This is a genomic window from Paenibacillus lautus NBRC 15380 (assembly GCF_004000945.1).
Classification (GTDB): domain Bacteria; phylum Bacillota; class Bacilli; order Paenibacillales; family Paenibacillaceae; genus Paenibacillus_AQ; species Paenibacillus_AQ lautus.
On record NZ_BIMF01000007.1, the window covers coordinates 198,261 to 213,243 of the forward strand.

The following is a 14,983-nucleotide window of genomic DNA, read 5'->3' on the forward strand; positions in this document are numbered from 1 at the left end:
CAAGAACAATCAGGTTCTTGGGCAAGGAATGCACAACAGATAAGTGAATCAGCGAGGTGAAGATATGAAGAGTTTGACGCGCATGTGGAAGAAGGAATGGCCGCTTCATTTGATGCTGCTGCCGGGTTTGGCTTTTATTATTCTTTTTAGTTACATTCCGATGTCAGGAATCATGATGGCATTTCAAAAATATGTGCCGAATAAAGGGTTGTTCGGCTCCCCGTTTATCGGATTGAGGAACTTCCAGCTGTTAATGGATTATCCGGATATCGGCCGTATCTTCTTTAACACGGTATATATTGCCGTAATGAAAATCGTTGCCGGTTTGTTCGTGCCGATCACCATTGCTATTTTGTTGAATGAATTGCGCAGAGAATGGATGAAAAGAACGTTTCAAACCCTGGTCTATCTGCCCCATTTCTTATCCTGGGTGCTGCTGAGCGGTATTTTGGTCGATATTTTGTCTCCCTCCTCCGGCATATTGAACCAGCTGCTTGGATGGTTCGGCGTCAAGCCGATATTCTTTCTTGGCGACAATAACTGGTTTCCTTATGTCATGGTTATCTCCGATGTATGGAAAGAATTTGGATTTGGGACCATTGTTTATTTGGCGGCGCTAACAGGAATCAATCCTACGCTTTATGAAGCCGCTGAAATCGATGGTGCGGGCCGCTGGAAACAAACGCTTCACGTGACGCTGCCGGGCATGATGCCGATCATCGTTCTTATGCTTACGCTTAATATCGGCAATGTGCTGAATGCCGGATTTGATCAAATATTTAACCTGTACAGCGCGCCGGTTTATGAAAGTGCGGATATCATCGATACTTTCGTCTACCGCATGGGGATACAGCAAGCCCAGTTCGGATTTGCCACAGCTGTCGGCTTATTGAAATCCGTCGTATCCTTTATTTTCATTTCCGTATCCTACGTACTCGCCTACCGACTAGCGAATTACCGTATTTTCTAGTAGCGGAAAAGTCGGTGATTCAGAAAGGAGACACAACATGGTCATTAAACCGTCATTCGGAAGAAGGGCTTTTCTAGTTTGCAATCTTATCTTTCTTGCGTTTATATCTTTTTTATGTTTAATGCCGATTATTCATATTTTGGCGATTTCCTTTAGCTCGGGTTCGGCGGCGGCAGCCGGCAAGGTTGCGCTGTGGCCGGTAGAGTTTACAACGGCGGCTTATGATAACGTGTTCGGCAAGCCTGAATATGTAAGAGCCTTTGGCATTTCTATTCAACGGGTTGTTGTAGGGACGGCATTAAGCATGCTGTTAACGATTGTTACGGCTTATCCTTTATCCAAGGATCGCCATACGTTTCGTCTAAGAACCGTTTATGCCTGGATTTTCGTATTTACGATTTTGTTCAACGGCGGACTCATTCCTACCTATTTGACGATTAAAAGCCTGGGACTTATTGATTCTCTCGGAGCACTGGTGTTTCCTATGGCGATTAACGTGTTCAACGTCATCCTGCTTTTGAACTTTTACCGCAATTTGCCCAGAGAGCTTGAGGATGCTTCACGGATCGACGGAGCCGGGCATTTTTCAACACTTTGGAAAATATATGTTCCGCTATCGTTGCCCGCACTGGCGACAACAGGGCTGTTTACGATGGTAGGGCATTGGAATAGCTGGTTCGATGGCATGCTTTATATGAATCATCCGGAAAATTACCCGCTGCAAACCTTCTTGCAAACCGTTATTATTAAGATGGATTTTCGATTTCTTAAATCAGAAAATGTGGAACTCATGCTCCAGCTGTCTGACCGTACAAGCAGGGCTGCACAAATCTTCGTAGCGGCATTCCCGATTCTTATTGTCTATCCATTCTTGCAGCGGTTTTTCATCAAAGGCATTGTAATGGGAAGTGTAAAAGAATAGACAAGGAAGGTCGTAGATCTCAGGCACAGGAGAACAAACGATGAAAAGTATATTCTTTTTACAGGATTCCTCTATATTCAGAAAAATAATGGCTGCCTTTTTGGCGGCCTTACTGCCGCTTATGGCATTTACCTGGATGATGAATGAGCAAGGGGCCGATCATATCCGCAGTGAAATATCCGATTCGATATTAAATACGACGCGGTTTTATTTAGACTCCCTGGATCAGGAAGCAGACCGGATCAGCCGATATTTGCCTAACTACGTCATGGACAGGGATTTAATGGAAGTGGCGGCGACAGGCGAGCAGATGAACTCCTATGAGCGGTCGTATAAAATATTGGATATTCAGCACCGCTTGGATTTAATGAAAAATTCCAGTCCGTTCATTCGCGAGGCGAAGGCGTACATTCCGCATATCGAGCGAACGGTGCTGAGCAACAGCTTTGAAACCAATCTGGATGCGGAAGAATATGAAGCGATGCAGCCAGACAAGAAGCTTTATACGGAGCCCTTTATTTATTGGCAGGACCGGCTGTTTATAACGATGCAGTACCCTGCAGGCAAAAAGGACCCGCTCTATGTGGTAGGCGTAGAGCTCTCAACCGGCAAAATGAAAGAAACCTTAGCGCAAATCGGCAATAGCAGGGGTGGCCAGACCGTATTGTTTAATCTGGAGCGCGGCTGGGAATTCAATAGCGGCTCCGACCTTGATTTTCATGATCTGATGAAGCAGCTGGCTTTTGACAAGCAGGCGGCGAAAATGGATGAAGGCTATGATACGATCCATTATAAAAATAAGCGATATCTAACCGTATTCAAATATTCCAGCCTATGGAATTCATACATGGTAACGAGCATACCGGAAGAGATGATTCTCGGATCGCTCGAGGTATATAAAGCTTTGTTTTGGTGGGCTTGCGCGCTTGCTGTTTTTATTTTTTTATTCTTTACCTATTTTTTAATTCGGTTAATATACCGTCCGTTGATCAAGCTGGTGCGTTCCTTCCGGCGCATGCAGCAAAACGAGCTGGAGCCGATCTTGATCGACCGCAGGAAGGATGAGTTCGGCTATTTATACCAGGCTTTTAACGATACCGTGAAATCTTTGAAAACATTGATTGAGGAAAATTATGAGCAGCAAATTCGCAATCAGCGTTCGGAGCTGAAAAGATTGCAATCGCAAATCAATCCTCATTTTTTATATAATTGCTTTTTCGTGCTTTGCCGCTTGATTAAATCCGATAACCAGAAGGAAAAAGCCTACCAGTTCTGTTTGTACATCGGGCAATATTTTCAATTCATTACTCGCCAACATGATGACGACATCCCGCTGGAGATGGAGCTTGAGCATTCCCGCACTTATGTGGAGATGCAGTCGATCTGTTACGGGGATCGCATCCACGTGCTGTTTGAAGTCGAAGCCCAGCCGATTGAAGTCCCCCGATTGATTTTGCAGCCTATTATTGAAAATGCTTATAAGTACGCCCTCGGCAATATGCGCGGCACGGGCGAGCTATGGGTGCACAGCAAGCTGCGAAATGATGCTTTGTACATTTATGTAGAAGATAACGGCGAATTCATTACGGATGAGGAGATCGAAGCGCTTGGCAAGAGGCTGCGTTATTCAACCAACCAGATGGAGGAGTCAACCGGCCTGCTTAATGTTCATCGCAGAATTCAGCTTCGTTATGGAGAAGAGTATGGAATTGACGTATCACGCTCTGAGCTTGGCGGGCTTCAAGCTATTATTAAACTGAGCATGAGCTAAGGAGGAATCGCCATGTACAAGCTATTAATCGTGGATGATCTGCCGATTATTGTCGATGGTCTTCTGGATTTGTTCGAGAAGACGGAGCATTTGGAGCTTGAGGTCATGAAAGCCTATTCCGGCGAAGAGGCGCTTGAGGTGCTGTCACATCACCGGATGGACATTGTGATTTCGGACATTAAGATGTCCGGGATAGAGGGCATTGAGCTGCTGCAGGAAATCAAATCGCAGTGGCCGGCTTGCAAAGTTATTTTATTGACAGGTTTCAATGATTTTCACTATGCGAAGAACGCCCTTACATTTGGCGCCTTTGATTACTTGCTGAAAGTGGAAAGCGACGAGAAGATCATTCATACCGTTGAACGGGCGATAGAGGAAATTGAAGAGGAACAGGGACAGGCTCAAATGATCTTGCGTGCCCAGTCCAAAATGAGAATAGCGATGCCTTCCTTGCAGAAGGAATATATTTGGGGCTTATTTCAAGGCAAGACGATGACGGGACAGCAGCTTCGGGAAGCTTTTGCGGAAATGGACATTCCGCTCGACGCATCGCTGCCTGTCTATTTACTGATTGGCCGGATCGATGCCTGGAAGGAAATGTTCACGGCGCCGGACAAGGCTTTGCTCGCTTACGCTCTGCAAAATATCGGCGATGAGTATTTATCCGCCCATGTGCGCTGCTTCTCCGTCGTATTTGACATGAACAAAATGGTATGGATCTTCCAGCCTAAAGCCGGCCCGGAAGTAACGGCGGATACCGGTACGATGGAATGGACTAGGGCATACCGCTATGTGAGCGGCAATTTGGAGACGATCCAGGCGACCAGCAAAAAGCTGCTGAGCCTCTCCGTATCTTTTCTTATTGGCAGCGAGGCTGTCCCATGGAATCGGCTGTCGGATCGTTTTCATGCGATGAAATACGGTCTTATGCAAGGACATGGCTTGTTCCATGAGGTCATCATGACCGATAAAGATATTCAGAAGTCCGAAGAAAAAGAGAAGGCGAACAGCTATCATGACAGCTTTTTTCACGCTCGCGTACAGCTGCTGATGAGCTGTCTTGAAAATAATCACCGCGAGCAGTTTAATCATCTATTTGTTGAATTGACAGACGTCTGGAACGATCCGGATACTCCTTATGAGCGCAAGGTGGAGTTGTACCATTTCCTATCTGCGGTATTTCTGGCGCATTTGCACAAAAATAAAGATATCCGAGACTATATGAATACCCAGATTAATTTGGATATGCTGTTCCGTCAGGAGGAGACCGCTTCATGGACTGAGCTCATTCCATACTATTGGCAAATCGCGGACTGCTTTTTTGAATGGAATGCGATTCGAGGGACAGAGCTGCCGGCGGAGGTCGTCAATAAGGTGCATCGTTATATAGAGGAGCATATTGCGGATGATATATCCCTAACCGCGATCGGGGATTATGTCAGCTTGAATCCATCCTATTTATCAAGGCTTTACAAGCAGATAACCGGAATCGGACTGTCTAAATACGTAAATGATTACCGGAATGTCATTGCAAAGGACATGCTGCTCAATACATCCATGAAGCTCAATGAAATTGCCGCCAAGCTCGGCTACAATTCAGCGCTTGCCTTTATCCGCTTCTTTAAGAAGCAAAATGATATGACGCCGCAGGATTTTCGGACGGCCCGAACCGAAACAATGCAGCAAGGTCAATAAATGTATATGGAATGTAAGCAATGATCTATTTTGATGCGCGGAGTCACCCCTTACAATGAAAATATGATGCAATTGTATATGCAAGGGGGACTAACATTGAGAACATTAACGGCTGTACTATTAGGCGCAGGCAGTAGAGGAAGATACATTTATGGACCGTATGCGGAAAAATTTCCGAATGAGCTGAAGTTTGTTGCCGTAGCCGAGCCGGATGATGAACGCAGACAACGTTTTGCAGAGATTCATCAAATCGCTGAAGAGCATGTTTATCATTCTTGGGAAGAAGCATTCGAGCAGGGAAAAATAGCCGACGTGATGATCATCTGCACGCTTGATCGGATGCATTATATACCAACATTGAAAGCGCTGGAGCTTGGCTACCATGTCATGCTGGAGAAACCGATGTCACCGAATATGCGGGAATGCATAGAACTGGAGCAAGCTTCTCTTAAGCATAAGCGTTTGCTGGTGGTCACGCATGTGCTTGGCTATTCCCCATTCTGGTTGGGCATCAAGAAATGCATCGAGGATGGGGAGCTGGGTGCCATCGGAACCATTCAGCTGACCGAAAACGTAGGCTATCACCATATGGTTCATAGCTACGTACGCGGTAATTGGCGGAATTCCGAGGAAACAAGCCCGATGATTTTGGCTAAATCCTGCCATGACCTGGACCTCATCTCCTGGCTGATGGATGAGCCGTGCACAGCGGTCAGCTCCTTTGGCTCATTGCTGCATTTTAAAGCCGAGAACGCGCCGGAGGGTGCAACGGACCGCTGCATCGACGGTTGCGAAGCCGAGAGGGAATGTGCCTTTTCAGCGATTAAAATGTATTTGGAACAACCTGCCGATCATTGGGCGCGCTATATGACGCATGATTTATCACAGGAAGGCATTATCCGGGCGCTTAAGGAAGGACCGTTCGGCCGCTGCGTCTATCGCTGCGATAACAATGTTGTCGACCATCAGGTCGTCAATGTGGAATTTGCCAGCGGTGCCAACGCTAACTTTATTATGTCGGGATTAACTCAGAGCGCAACTCGCCGTGTGCAGATTATGGGCACGCAGGGAGAGATCATTGGCGACATGGATAAGGGCTCATTTACGCTGTACCGCTATGCGACGGGCGAAGAGATTGAAATTAAATGCAGCGTGCAGGGAGACGGCCACGGCGGAGGCGATGAGCGTATGGTGAGCTCCTTCCTCAACAATGTACATAAGTTCGATCGCAACCCGTCCCAAGGCCTTACATCGGCTACAGCTTCCTTGCAAAGCCATTTGATTGCCTTCGCTTCCGAACGATCCCGTTTACAGCAAGGCAGAAGCATAAAGCTGACCGAGATGTATCACAAGGAAGAAGCGGGCGTTTAATTGTAGAAATCTGCAAAACGATGTGGGATAGGCCAAATTGAACGGAATCACTTGCTGCGCCGTATTGATGGCGGACATCCGCGGCGTCCGGGCTTGGAAAGTGAGTACCCCGGATGCCGCACAAGTTCGCGAGCAAAAAAAGGAAATGGGGAATGAGAATTTTTTAATTGTTGAAAGCGATTCCAAAAATGGCTTGGCCTGATTTTCGTGAAAGGGGGGATCCATTCAGGTATTCATCACAAAGCAGGTAAGGAATTCAGGTATTTCTACACTCGAGATTAAAAAAAGGAGTTGACCCGAGATGATTTCGAATAAGAAATGGGGATCCGTCCTCATGGCAGTGGTATTGCTGATGGCCCCGGTTTCTGCGGTGCAGGCGAAATCGCTTGTTCCGACAGTGAATATTGCGCAGGCGGGAGCTGCAGACCAGGCGCCATCAGCACCGAATACAAACCAGACGGCAGCATCTTCGGCAGTGGAGGAGACGCAATTCCGCAATCTTGCGGCCGGCCTCCCGTATGAATGGTCTGAAGCTCCGGAAGCTTCGCATCTCGATGACGGATACAAGCTCACGGACGGAAAATATGGCACATTGGATATGAATGATCCGGCATGGGTAGGGCATGTGCGTGGAAAAACGCGCGAAGTCGTCTTCGATCTCGCTGAGGAAAAGTCAGTCGGAAAGATTACAGCTCACTTTCTTCAAGACTATCCTACCAACTCGATCCTCGTACCTTTGACGGTATCGATGTATGTTTCCGACGATAAAGAAAATTGGGGACTGCTTTCCCATAACACGACCCAGCTGCTCTGGGGGGAAGGACCGCCAAGAGAGGAGAGCTTTGAATGGGACGGCAGCCGGGATGGAATCAAAGGCGGGAATACGGACGGCAAGCTGGCTTATGCCCGTTATGTTAAAGTAACCTTTACGATGCATCCTTCGCAATGGGAATACATTGACGAAATCGAAATTATAGGGACGGATGGCAAGGCCCAGGGGGCGGTAAAGGTTCCTGCCGAACAGCCTCGTTTTTTGGAGCCGGGAGAAGCTACAGCCGGTATTCGGAACCTGAATCTGCTGTATAACGGACAATATGCAGATGGTTTGGGTGATTGGAACAAAGAACGGATTATCCCTAATATCAGTTATGTAAATCAAGATGGCGAGCCTGTCGACTGGCTTTTTGACGGGATATTATATCTCGGACTGGCTTCGCCTGCCGGCCGTGACTTCGGCGTCGGACAAACGATCCTGGAGGACTGGAACTGGTATTTGGACAAAACCTTCGCAGCCGCGGGGGATATGCAGCAGTTGAATGAGGCTACAGTGGAAGTCGGGGCCAAGCTGAACCAGCCTGATCATAAAATGAAGGTTGTGCTCATGATTCCGAACCCGGGGGAATACGTAAACGACTTTGGCGACGTTGACGGTGACGGGGTATCCGAAAGCTTTAACGACTCGGTTGTCGGCAAAGAGAGAGCGCTCGAAAACCGGATAAAAGCGATGCAGTGGTGGCTGGATCAGGTCCGCCAAAGATGGCAAGAGGCGGACTATTCCAATCTGGAGCTTGTCGGCATGTACTGGCTGGAAGAACAAATCAGCACAAGCGATACGGGCCCGGATTTGCTCAAAGCTGTAAGCGGCAAAGTTCATGACATGAACTTGAAATTTTTCTGGATTCCTCACTCTTTGGCTTATAAAAGCTTTATGTGGAAAGAGGTAGGGTTTGATGCCGTGGCGCTTCAGCCTAACTATTTCTTCGGCGAAATGGATTCCGACCGCTTGGAGGATGCCGCGAACCTGGCCAAGCAATATGGGATGTCGATCGAGCTTGAGTTCGATGACCGGATGCTGACGGACAGCGTATTCCGCGATCGTTATATCGAATACTTGAACAGCGGTGTTGAAACCGGCTTGATGCAGAATGGATTTAGAGCGTATTACCAAGGCAATAATGCCGTTTACAACTTAGGGGTTAGCAAGGACCCAAGCTTGCGTTTAATGTACGACTGGCTGTACCAGTTCTTGAACGGAACGTACACGATTGACAGCAGCCCGATGCCGGAGACAATGGAGGAGCTTGTACGGAGTTATATCGCGTCGAACGAGATCATTTCGGTTTTTGGCAATGAGTTATTGTATCGTTTGCAGAACATCAAGCTGCTTCTGGAGCAAAACAAGCCGAAGGACGCCGTAACGTATATGCAGGATTTCCTCGCACACATTCACGACCCGGCCGTGCAAGCGCAAGGGTTGATTTCGGCACCGGCGGCAACGGTGCTTGATACCTATGCCCAAGTTCTCATGGAAACTTGGTCTGACGACTGGGGCCTCAGCAATCTGGCTCAAGGTCTTAGCTATACCATTTCGCAACCGCCTAACAGCAACTATCCAGATTCCGGGAATGAACTGACGAACGGCCTATTCGGCGGAACGGATTTCAGCAACGAGCAGTGGCAGGGTCATGCGGGAAGCGCCTACCCTGAGGAACGAAGCCGCACCATCACTTTGGATTTGGGCCGCAACAAATCGATCGGATCAATCAGAGCCCATTTTCTTCAGGATCAAGGACCCGGCATCTATTTCCCTCAGAACGTCGCTTTTTCCGTATCAACGAACGGTCAAACCTGGAGCACGCTCGCAACCGTTTCTCCGCCACCGGCACAAGATGCTGCCTCTGCTGAATTCGTGAGATGGAGCGGGTCAGCAGACGGCGTGCCGGGGAAAGCGGGAGCCGATAAAGTATACGCCCGCTACGTCAAGGTCGAATTCCCGGTCAACGTCTGGGTTTTCCTTGATGAAATCGAAGTTCTAGGCCTTGACGGCAAGGCGAATGGAGCCGTAGTTATGCCGCCAACGCCGTAAAAATCTTATAGACTTGCTTCCTTTTTCATTGGATGGATCATTAAACTAACGGGAAACGATAGCCCGGCGATGGAACTCGCCCAACAAAATTGGGCAGACGCATGGGGGACTTCATCGTTATGGGGCCCTTTATAAAGTATATCCATGCTGGCAATGGACAACGCTTAAGGTTAAAGATTATCTTATGGGGAGGTCATCGCTTCTTGAAATTTGAACTAGGACGTTGCTTACTGAATGAACGATTGATGGAATCCGGAAAGTCAGCGGAATGGCTGGCAAAAGACTTGCTTTTTAAACCGGAACGCGTTTACGACTTTATTGAAAACAAAAGAGTGATGCCACTCAAAATTGCCATTTCGATCGCCGATTCCATCGGTTGTGATGTTCGTGCCTTGTATGAATTAATTCCGAACGATAATGAAGTAAAGGGAGATTAATTCTCGAGGGACAAGAACATGGTCCCATAGAAAGTCGCTAATTTAGCGGCTTTTTTTGTTTTATCGCCGAAAAGTACAAGAACTTGAGCCGATTACCGATTAGATAAGTATTTAACTACTTATCCCCATATTAATCCATTAAGCTAACGGGCAGTTTAATTACTAAGACGAACAGCAGGGCACTCCTCGAAGTAGAGTGCCCTGCCACAAAAGTATTTTAAACTAATATTACAAAAGTAGAAAAATTAACTCAGTTTTTGCACACCATTTAACCAAACAGCTCTAATGGATAGGGTATCCGAGATATTGGTTGTCGGATCGCCATTGACCAGTACAAGGTCAGCTCGCGCACCTTCGGCAATACGGCCGCGATCGTTAAGACCAAAGCAGCGGGCTGGTTTCGCGGTAGCCGACTGAAGCGCTTCTATCGGAGTGAACCCGGCCTTCACCAGCAATTGCATTTCATGATGGACGCTGGCTCCATGAGCAAGGCCGCCAAGATTCGGAACGGGAACCGGAGCGACATCCGTCCCTACCAGAATATCAACTCCGGCACGGTGAAGGTCCATCACATTCTTAAAGCTGTTCTCCATATTGCCTTGTGGAAACGTATTGAAACTGGAGTTCAATATATCGATCCAATCCGGACTTAATTTGGAATGAACACGCGGATCATTCGCCAATTCAGATGCAGGATTTCCAATAATAGATGAATTCAACACCAAGCACGGTGTAACAAAAGCACCTGAATCCGCTATGGACCTCACTAACTCGGATGTATACTCGGGTCTGTCGATAAACAAGTGGCCCAAACCGTCGACTCCAAAGTCGATGGCTTCTTGCGATGAACGGGCCGTCAAGACGTGGGCGATGACCAACTTATCGAACTTGTGGGCTTCTATCACGGCTGTTTTCAGAATCTCGTCGCTAAGAACAGGCAGGCCAGGTGCACCCATGACCGTTCCTTCTTCAATCATGATCTTAATATAGTCGGCTCCATTTTCCACTTGAGTATGCACATGTTTAATTGCCTCTTCCACCGTCGTCACTTGCGGTATTTCTTCGTGATCGTGAGCGTATGCAGCCAACATCGCTTCCCGGTCTTCCTCCGATAACTTCTCTAGTTCCTTTAATACGAATTCCGGTATTTCATCTCCATCCGGCAGTAATTCATCCGGGTGTCCTCCCGGAGCGGTGATCGCTGTGCCAGCAGAACGGACGTCTGCGACGTCATTCACATTTTTGAACTGAATCTCGCGCCCTCTTTTAGTAAAATCGCCGTTCATTTCGAGTTCCGTTGTCACACCGAATTTTAAGGCATCTCGTAATCCTCCGATTGAAGTGTGGACATGTGCATCAATTAGACCAGGCATTAGAGTCGCATTTTCTCCATCTATAATCGTTGCATCGGCCGGAAGATCTCCGCCCACTGAAATAATGTACTCCCCCTTAATGACAACATATCTGGGCGTAATAATTTGATCTCCATCAAAGATACGTACATTTGTAATCGCCGTAACTTGTTCTAACGCAGCATTTTGAGCTACCTTCTCCATTTGAATTCCTCCCAAGTGTTTGCTGTTAAACAATTTGAAGTATAACTGTTAGATAACAAACAGTCAACAAACTAATGTTTGTTTGACACGAAAGTTGGATCTCTGTATAGTTTAATTACTTACAGTTAGTTTTCTAACAATATGGGGAGGTACGATCATGAAACCTCGCAAGGATACGCCTTATCTGGATTTGTTTCAGATTATTGGCCTTAAGTTAAAGAAAAAAGCGGACGATAGCATAAAAGAGTTAGGATTAAACGCTCAACAAGGAAGAATAATTGGCTATATCTACGAGAATCAAGAAACTGAATTAATTCAGAGGGATCTTGCCGATCGGTTTCATCTGCGCGGGGCTAGCATTACAAGTATGCTTCAAGGTCTTGAGCAAAGAGGATTTATCGAGCGTAAAATCCCAGCCAATAATGAACGACAAAAAAATATTTATGTTTTACCAAAGGCCGTTGAATTGATAGAAGACTTTAATGACTCCTTCCAAAAGGTAGAGGACGAAATCGTTCAAGTTCTTACCGAAGAGGAGAAGCAAACCTTAAAGGAATTGTTGATCAGAATTAATGAACGCTTATAATTGCGGTTGGAATCTGCCTCAAAGCGGCTTGGAGTCCTTGTTTCATTAGGCTATGTAATACTGTCCAAAAAACGGAGATTAAAAGCTCAATAGCGACTACGACGATTGATTAAACTATCGAGGAACTATATTTCAGCAACACGACAGCAGCCGGCGAAACGCTCGGCTGCGTTTTTGTTGAACTAAAGGAGAACGATAGTTCATTGACGAAGTCGTTGTCACACTAGTAAAGGTTAGAAATTGAGAAGGAGGTGGCCAGCGGTGAAAGCCTCGGCAAGATTGTTTGATTTTCAAGCGCTCAACGAAGACATAGTAAGAAGGCTGTTCACCGCTTTCGATCCCAAGGCAGTCATTACCCAGATCTCGCCCTTGACTAAAGGCATGAGCACAAGCAATTATGCTGTACGGACAGAAGGTGGTAGCAAATATGTGTTAAGGATTTATCCCACGAACAACGACCATAGCCGAATCGAAGTAACGGCCTACCAGTATGCGAAAGCAAGGATTCGTACCCCTGAGATCTTCTTCTTCGATGACAGCAAGCAAATTGTCCCTTTCACTTACTTAATCATGGTGTTTATTGAGGGCTCAACTCTAGGGGATTTTATTGCAGGGAACGCGGGATGTCCCGACCATGTCTTGCATCGAATCGGCAGTTCGCTTGCTTTACTGCATCAAACCGAATATCCGCATATGGCGCTGTTAGACGAGTATATGCAAATCGCGGAACATCTTGAATCCTTCGAGAGCCAATTTTACACCCTGCTAAACGGTCATGCAGGGGCCCACATTCAACCTTCAACGAAAAAGAAGTGTTTGCAATTCCTAACGAATCACACCGCATTGGTAGAGAGGATTGCTGACAAGCATGTGTTCTCGCATGGCGATTTCATTTTCTCTAATATTATGATCACGCCTTCATTGGATCCTTGTTTTATCGATTACGAATACTGTTTTGCGGCGCCTGTCTTTTATGACATAGGCAAATTTTTCAGGACAAGGACGCAAGTTGAGCGCTATATCGGCGCAGAGACCGTTGCCGCGTTCCGGGAAGGCTACAACCTTAAGGCGAGAGAACCTTTGCCCGAGGAATGGTACGCGCTATCCAAGCTTGCCGACATATCCACCATGCTCCACCTCATTAACAAACCACAAATTCCTAACGGATGGGAAGCGGCGATTGACGGTGAGATAGAGAAGAATTTGGAACTGATACAGGCCGGAAAAGCCTGCAGCTAAATAGCGCCGCTATCGTATAAATGAAGTGGAAGTTCGAATTAGAAGAAAGACTGACATGATCATAGAGCTAACGGGAACGTTAGTTGAATATAGACAAGGAGGCAGCCGGCCAGAACGATCGGCTGCCTTCATTAAATTAACGAGCAAGCTTTAAGCAACAGCAACTTGGGGACATCTCAAGTGCCGATTAGATTAGTATCTAACTATATTTCCATACAATTTCATTAAGCTAACGGGCAGGTGGCTTTTGTGTAGAAAATTAAAAACAAACGAATCCATTCACGATCCCCCGGACAACAAGCGCTTGTTGTGCAACTTGTCTGTATAAAGGATGACGAAGAGAAACGGTGGAATCATTCATGAATCTTGAAAATCTTATGGCTATTACTATTTTGTTATTGAATCGAAAAAGAGTTCGTGTGCAAGATCTAGCGATTCGCTTTGAAGTGCCGGTTCGCACGATTTACCGGGACTTAGATCGGCTAAATATAGCTGGGGTCCTATTGTTTCTTATACAGGGGCTGCAGGCTGATTTGAAATTATGGACAGCTTGCGTTTAGACAGGCAGATGCTTACTATAGATATGATCTCATCGCTCTTACTACCGCCCTTCTCCATAAACGAAAGCGGCGGTATTTGTATTGTACAATAGCTGAGCAAACGCCATAATATGAATTACTCCCCAAAAAAATTTCTGCATACATGCAAAATTCCCTCGGCGTAAGGATAAGGGGCAACGTTGTTGTGGCATGACTTTGCCTCTGCCGTTGCGTTCTGGAGAAGATATCCATGGGCAACCATCCGAAGCATCTCGATGTCATTTCCACTGTCACCGAAGGCCAATGTTTTGGACAGGAGTACCTGACAATAATCCATCAGGAATTGCACAGCCGCTTTCTTTCCAGTTCCTGCGGGGATAAAATCGACATCATATGCGTGCTCCGGATCACCCGCCTTGGGATTGCAAATATTGATATTAATTCCGATCCCGTAATTTGCAGCCAGGTGCCTGATGATACTAATATCATATTGGGTTCTGGCTGCTGATACCGGATAATAATAGTAGTTCATTTTATATCCGGATTGACCAAATTGAGTCTGTTCGTGAAGGACGATGTTGAATGTTGATTTTAATTCGCTAATTAAATCTTCTACATCTCTTCGAGAGAATCCGGATGCCCTTATAATTTTTGCCCATGAAGGAACAGTGACCAGTTTTCCGTCAGGCTCGACTTCCCACATCTCTGTGCCCAGATTGCTCGCTATAAAATGGGGGAGCTGCATCATACCGGCTATTTTCATTTTTGCTTGTATTTGCTGAACACTGCTTCCGGTGACCCAAGCTATCTTTACTTGATGATTTCTGGCAAGCTGCTGGAGGTATTGTTCCAGTTCGTACACCATGTTGAGTTGTTCAGGCAAACATTCATGCGGGTAATACGTTTCGTCAAAATCAAACAATATCAGATATTCGGTTACAGCGGGGGTATAGATGACTTCCATGAGTGTGACTCCTCCTACAGTTTGTTAACGATATCATAGTTGCAGGGAACGTTCCCAGGTCAATACT

The 14,983-nt window shown here is 46.5% G+C and carries 13 protein-coding genes; 11 read left to right on the forward strand and 2 right to left on the reverse strand.

The genetic code is table 11. The features are described 5' to 3' along the window. Positions 1 to 64: 64 nt before the first annotated feature. From PLA01S_RS15275 to PLA01S_RS15305, 8 genes are all read left to right on the forward strand, one after another. A complete protein-coding gene (locus PLA01S_RS15275; protein ID WP_174819221.1) occupies positions 65 to 970 on the forward strand; it encodes an ABC transporter permease in 906 nt (301 codons plus the stop codon). Between the two features lie 37 nt (positions 971 to 1,007). After that, positions 1,008 to 1,892, forward strand: a complete 885-nt coding sequence (locus PLA01S_RS15280) for a carbohydrate ABC transporter permease (RefSeq protein ID WP_127592939.1) — start codon at positions 1,008 to 1,010, stop codon at positions 1,890 to 1,892. A gap of 40 nt (positions 1,893 to 1,932) precedes the next feature. Continuing rightward, on the forward strand, positions 1,933 to 3,663 hold the full coding sequence (locus tag PLA01S_RS15285; protein WP_127592940.1) for a sensor histidine kinase: 1,731 nt from the start codon (positions 1,933 to 1,935) through the stop codon (positions 3,661 to 3,663). A gap of 12 nt (positions 3,664 to 3,675) precedes the next feature. Continuing rightward, complete coding sequence (locus PLA01S_RS15290) at positions 3,676 to 5,358, forward strand: response regulator (RefSeq protein ID WP_127592941.1); 1,683 nt, start codon at positions 3,676 to 3,678, stop codon at positions 5,356 to 5,358. Positions 5,359 to 5,454: 96 nt separating this feature from the next. Further along, on the forward strand, positions 5,455 to 6,729 hold the full coding sequence (locus tag PLA01S_RS15295; protein WP_127592942.1) for a Gfo/Idh/MocA family protein: 1,275 nt from the start codon (positions 5,455 to 5,457) through the stop codon (positions 6,727 to 6,729). A gap of 37 nt (positions 6,730 to 6,766) precedes the next feature. Further along, the gene (locus PLA01S_RS31980; RefSeq protein WP_164817429.1) at positions 6,767 to 6,931 is read left to right on the forward strand and encodes a hypothetical protein; all 165 of its coding nucleotides are present in this window, start codon (positions 6,767 to 6,769) and stop codon (positions 6,929 to 6,931) included. Between the two features lie 99 nt (positions 6,932 to 7,030). Continuing rightward, on the forward strand, positions 7,031 to 9,595 hold the full coding sequence (locus PLA01S_RS15300) for a DUF4855 domain-containing protein (protein ID WP_246059557.1): 2,565 nt from the start codon (positions 7,031 to 7,033) through the stop codon (positions 9,593 to 9,595). A gap of 203 nt (positions 9,596 to 9,798) precedes the next feature. Beyond that, positions 9,799 to 10,032: a transcriptional regulator gene (locus PLA01S_RS15305; protein WP_076106729.1), complete on the forward strand. Its 234-nt coding sequence runs from the start codon at positions 9,799 to 9,801 to the stop codon at positions 10,030 to 10,032. Between the two features lie 245 nt (positions 10,033 to 10,277). On the opposite strand, the gene PLA01S_RS15310 is transcribed toward PLA01S_RS15305, so the two are convergent. After that, complete coding sequence (locus tag PLA01S_RS15310; RefSeq protein ID WP_127592943.1) at positions 10,278 to 11,588, reverse strand: amidohydrolase family protein; 1,311 nt, start codon at positions 11,586 to 11,588, stop codon at positions 10,278 to 10,280. 157 nt (positions 11,589 to 11,745) lie between these two features. Between PLA01S_RS15310 and PLA01S_RS15315 the strand changes: the two genes are divergently transcribed. The 3 genes from PLA01S_RS15315 (at position 11,746) to PLA01S_RS32595 (ending at position 13,973) form a co-directional block, all read left to right on the forward strand. After that, positions 11,746 to 12,174: a MarR family winged helix-turn-helix transcriptional regulator gene (locus tag PLA01S_RS15315; protein WP_127592944.1), complete on the forward strand. Its 429-nt coding sequence runs from the start codon at positions 11,746 to 11,748 to the stop codon at positions 12,172 to 12,174. 261 nt (positions 12,175 to 12,435) lie between these two features. Next, positions 12,436 to 13,413: a phosphotransferase family protein gene (locus PLA01S_RS15320; RefSeq protein ID WP_127592945.1), complete on the forward strand. Its 978-nt coding sequence runs from the start codon at positions 12,436 to 12,438 to the stop codon at positions 13,411 to 13,413. A gap of 377 nt (positions 13,414 to 13,790) precedes the next feature. Then, positions 13,791 to 13,973: an HTH domain-containing protein gene (locus PLA01S_RS32595; RefSeq protein WP_246059573.1), complete on the forward strand. Its 183-nt coding sequence runs from the start codon at positions 13,791 to 13,793 to the stop codon at positions 13,971 to 13,973. Positions 13,974 to 14,088: 115 nt separating this feature from the next. Here the strand turns inward: PLA01S_RS32595 and PLA01S_RS15330 are convergent, their stop codons facing one another. Then, positions 14,089 to 14,916 carry an HAD-IIB family hydrolase gene (locus PLA01S_RS15330; protein ID WP_127592946.1) on the reverse strand — a complete coding sequence of 276 codons (828 nt, stop codon included), beginning with the start codon at positions 14,914 to 14,916 and terminating at the stop codon, positions 14,089 to 14,091. Positions 14,917 to 14,983: the final 67 nt, after the last annotated feature.

Coding starts and splice junctions, on each gene's coding strand:
- PLA01S_RS15275 (WP_174819221.1), top strand. CDS start 65: ATGAAGAGTTTGACGCGCATGTGGAAGAAGGAATGGCCGCTTCATTTG.
- PLA01S_RS15330 (WP_127592946.1), bottom strand. CDS start 14,916: ATGGAAGTCATCTATACCCCCGCTGTAACCGAATATCTGATATTGTTT.
- PLA01S_RS15300 (WP_246059557.1), top strand. CDS start 7,031: ATGATTTCGAATAAGAAATGGGGATCCGTCCTCATGGCAGTGGTATTG.
- PLA01S_RS15280 (WP_127592939.1), top strand. CDS start 1,008: ATGGTCATTAAACCGTCATTCGGAAGAAGGGCTTTTCTAGTTTGCAAT.
- PLA01S_RS15310 (WP_127592943.1), bottom strand. CDS start 11,588: ATGGAGAAGGTAGCTCAAAATGCTGCGTTAGAACAAGTTACGGCGATT.
- PLA01S_RS15290 (WP_127592941.1), top strand. CDS start 3,676: ATGTACAAGCTATTAATCGTGGATGATCTGCCGATTATTGTCGATGGT.
- PLA01S_RS15315 (WP_127592944.1), top strand. CDS start 11,746: ATGAAACCTCGCAAGGATACGCCTTATCTGGATTTGTTTCAGATTATT.
- PLA01S_RS32595 (WP_246059573.1), top strand. CDS start 13,791: ATGGCTATTACTATTTTGTTATTGAATCGAAAAAGAGTTCGTGTGCAA.
- PLA01S_RS15285 (WP_127592940.1), top strand. CDS start 1,933: ATGAAAAGTATATTCTTTTTACAGGATTCCTCTATATTCAGAAAAATA.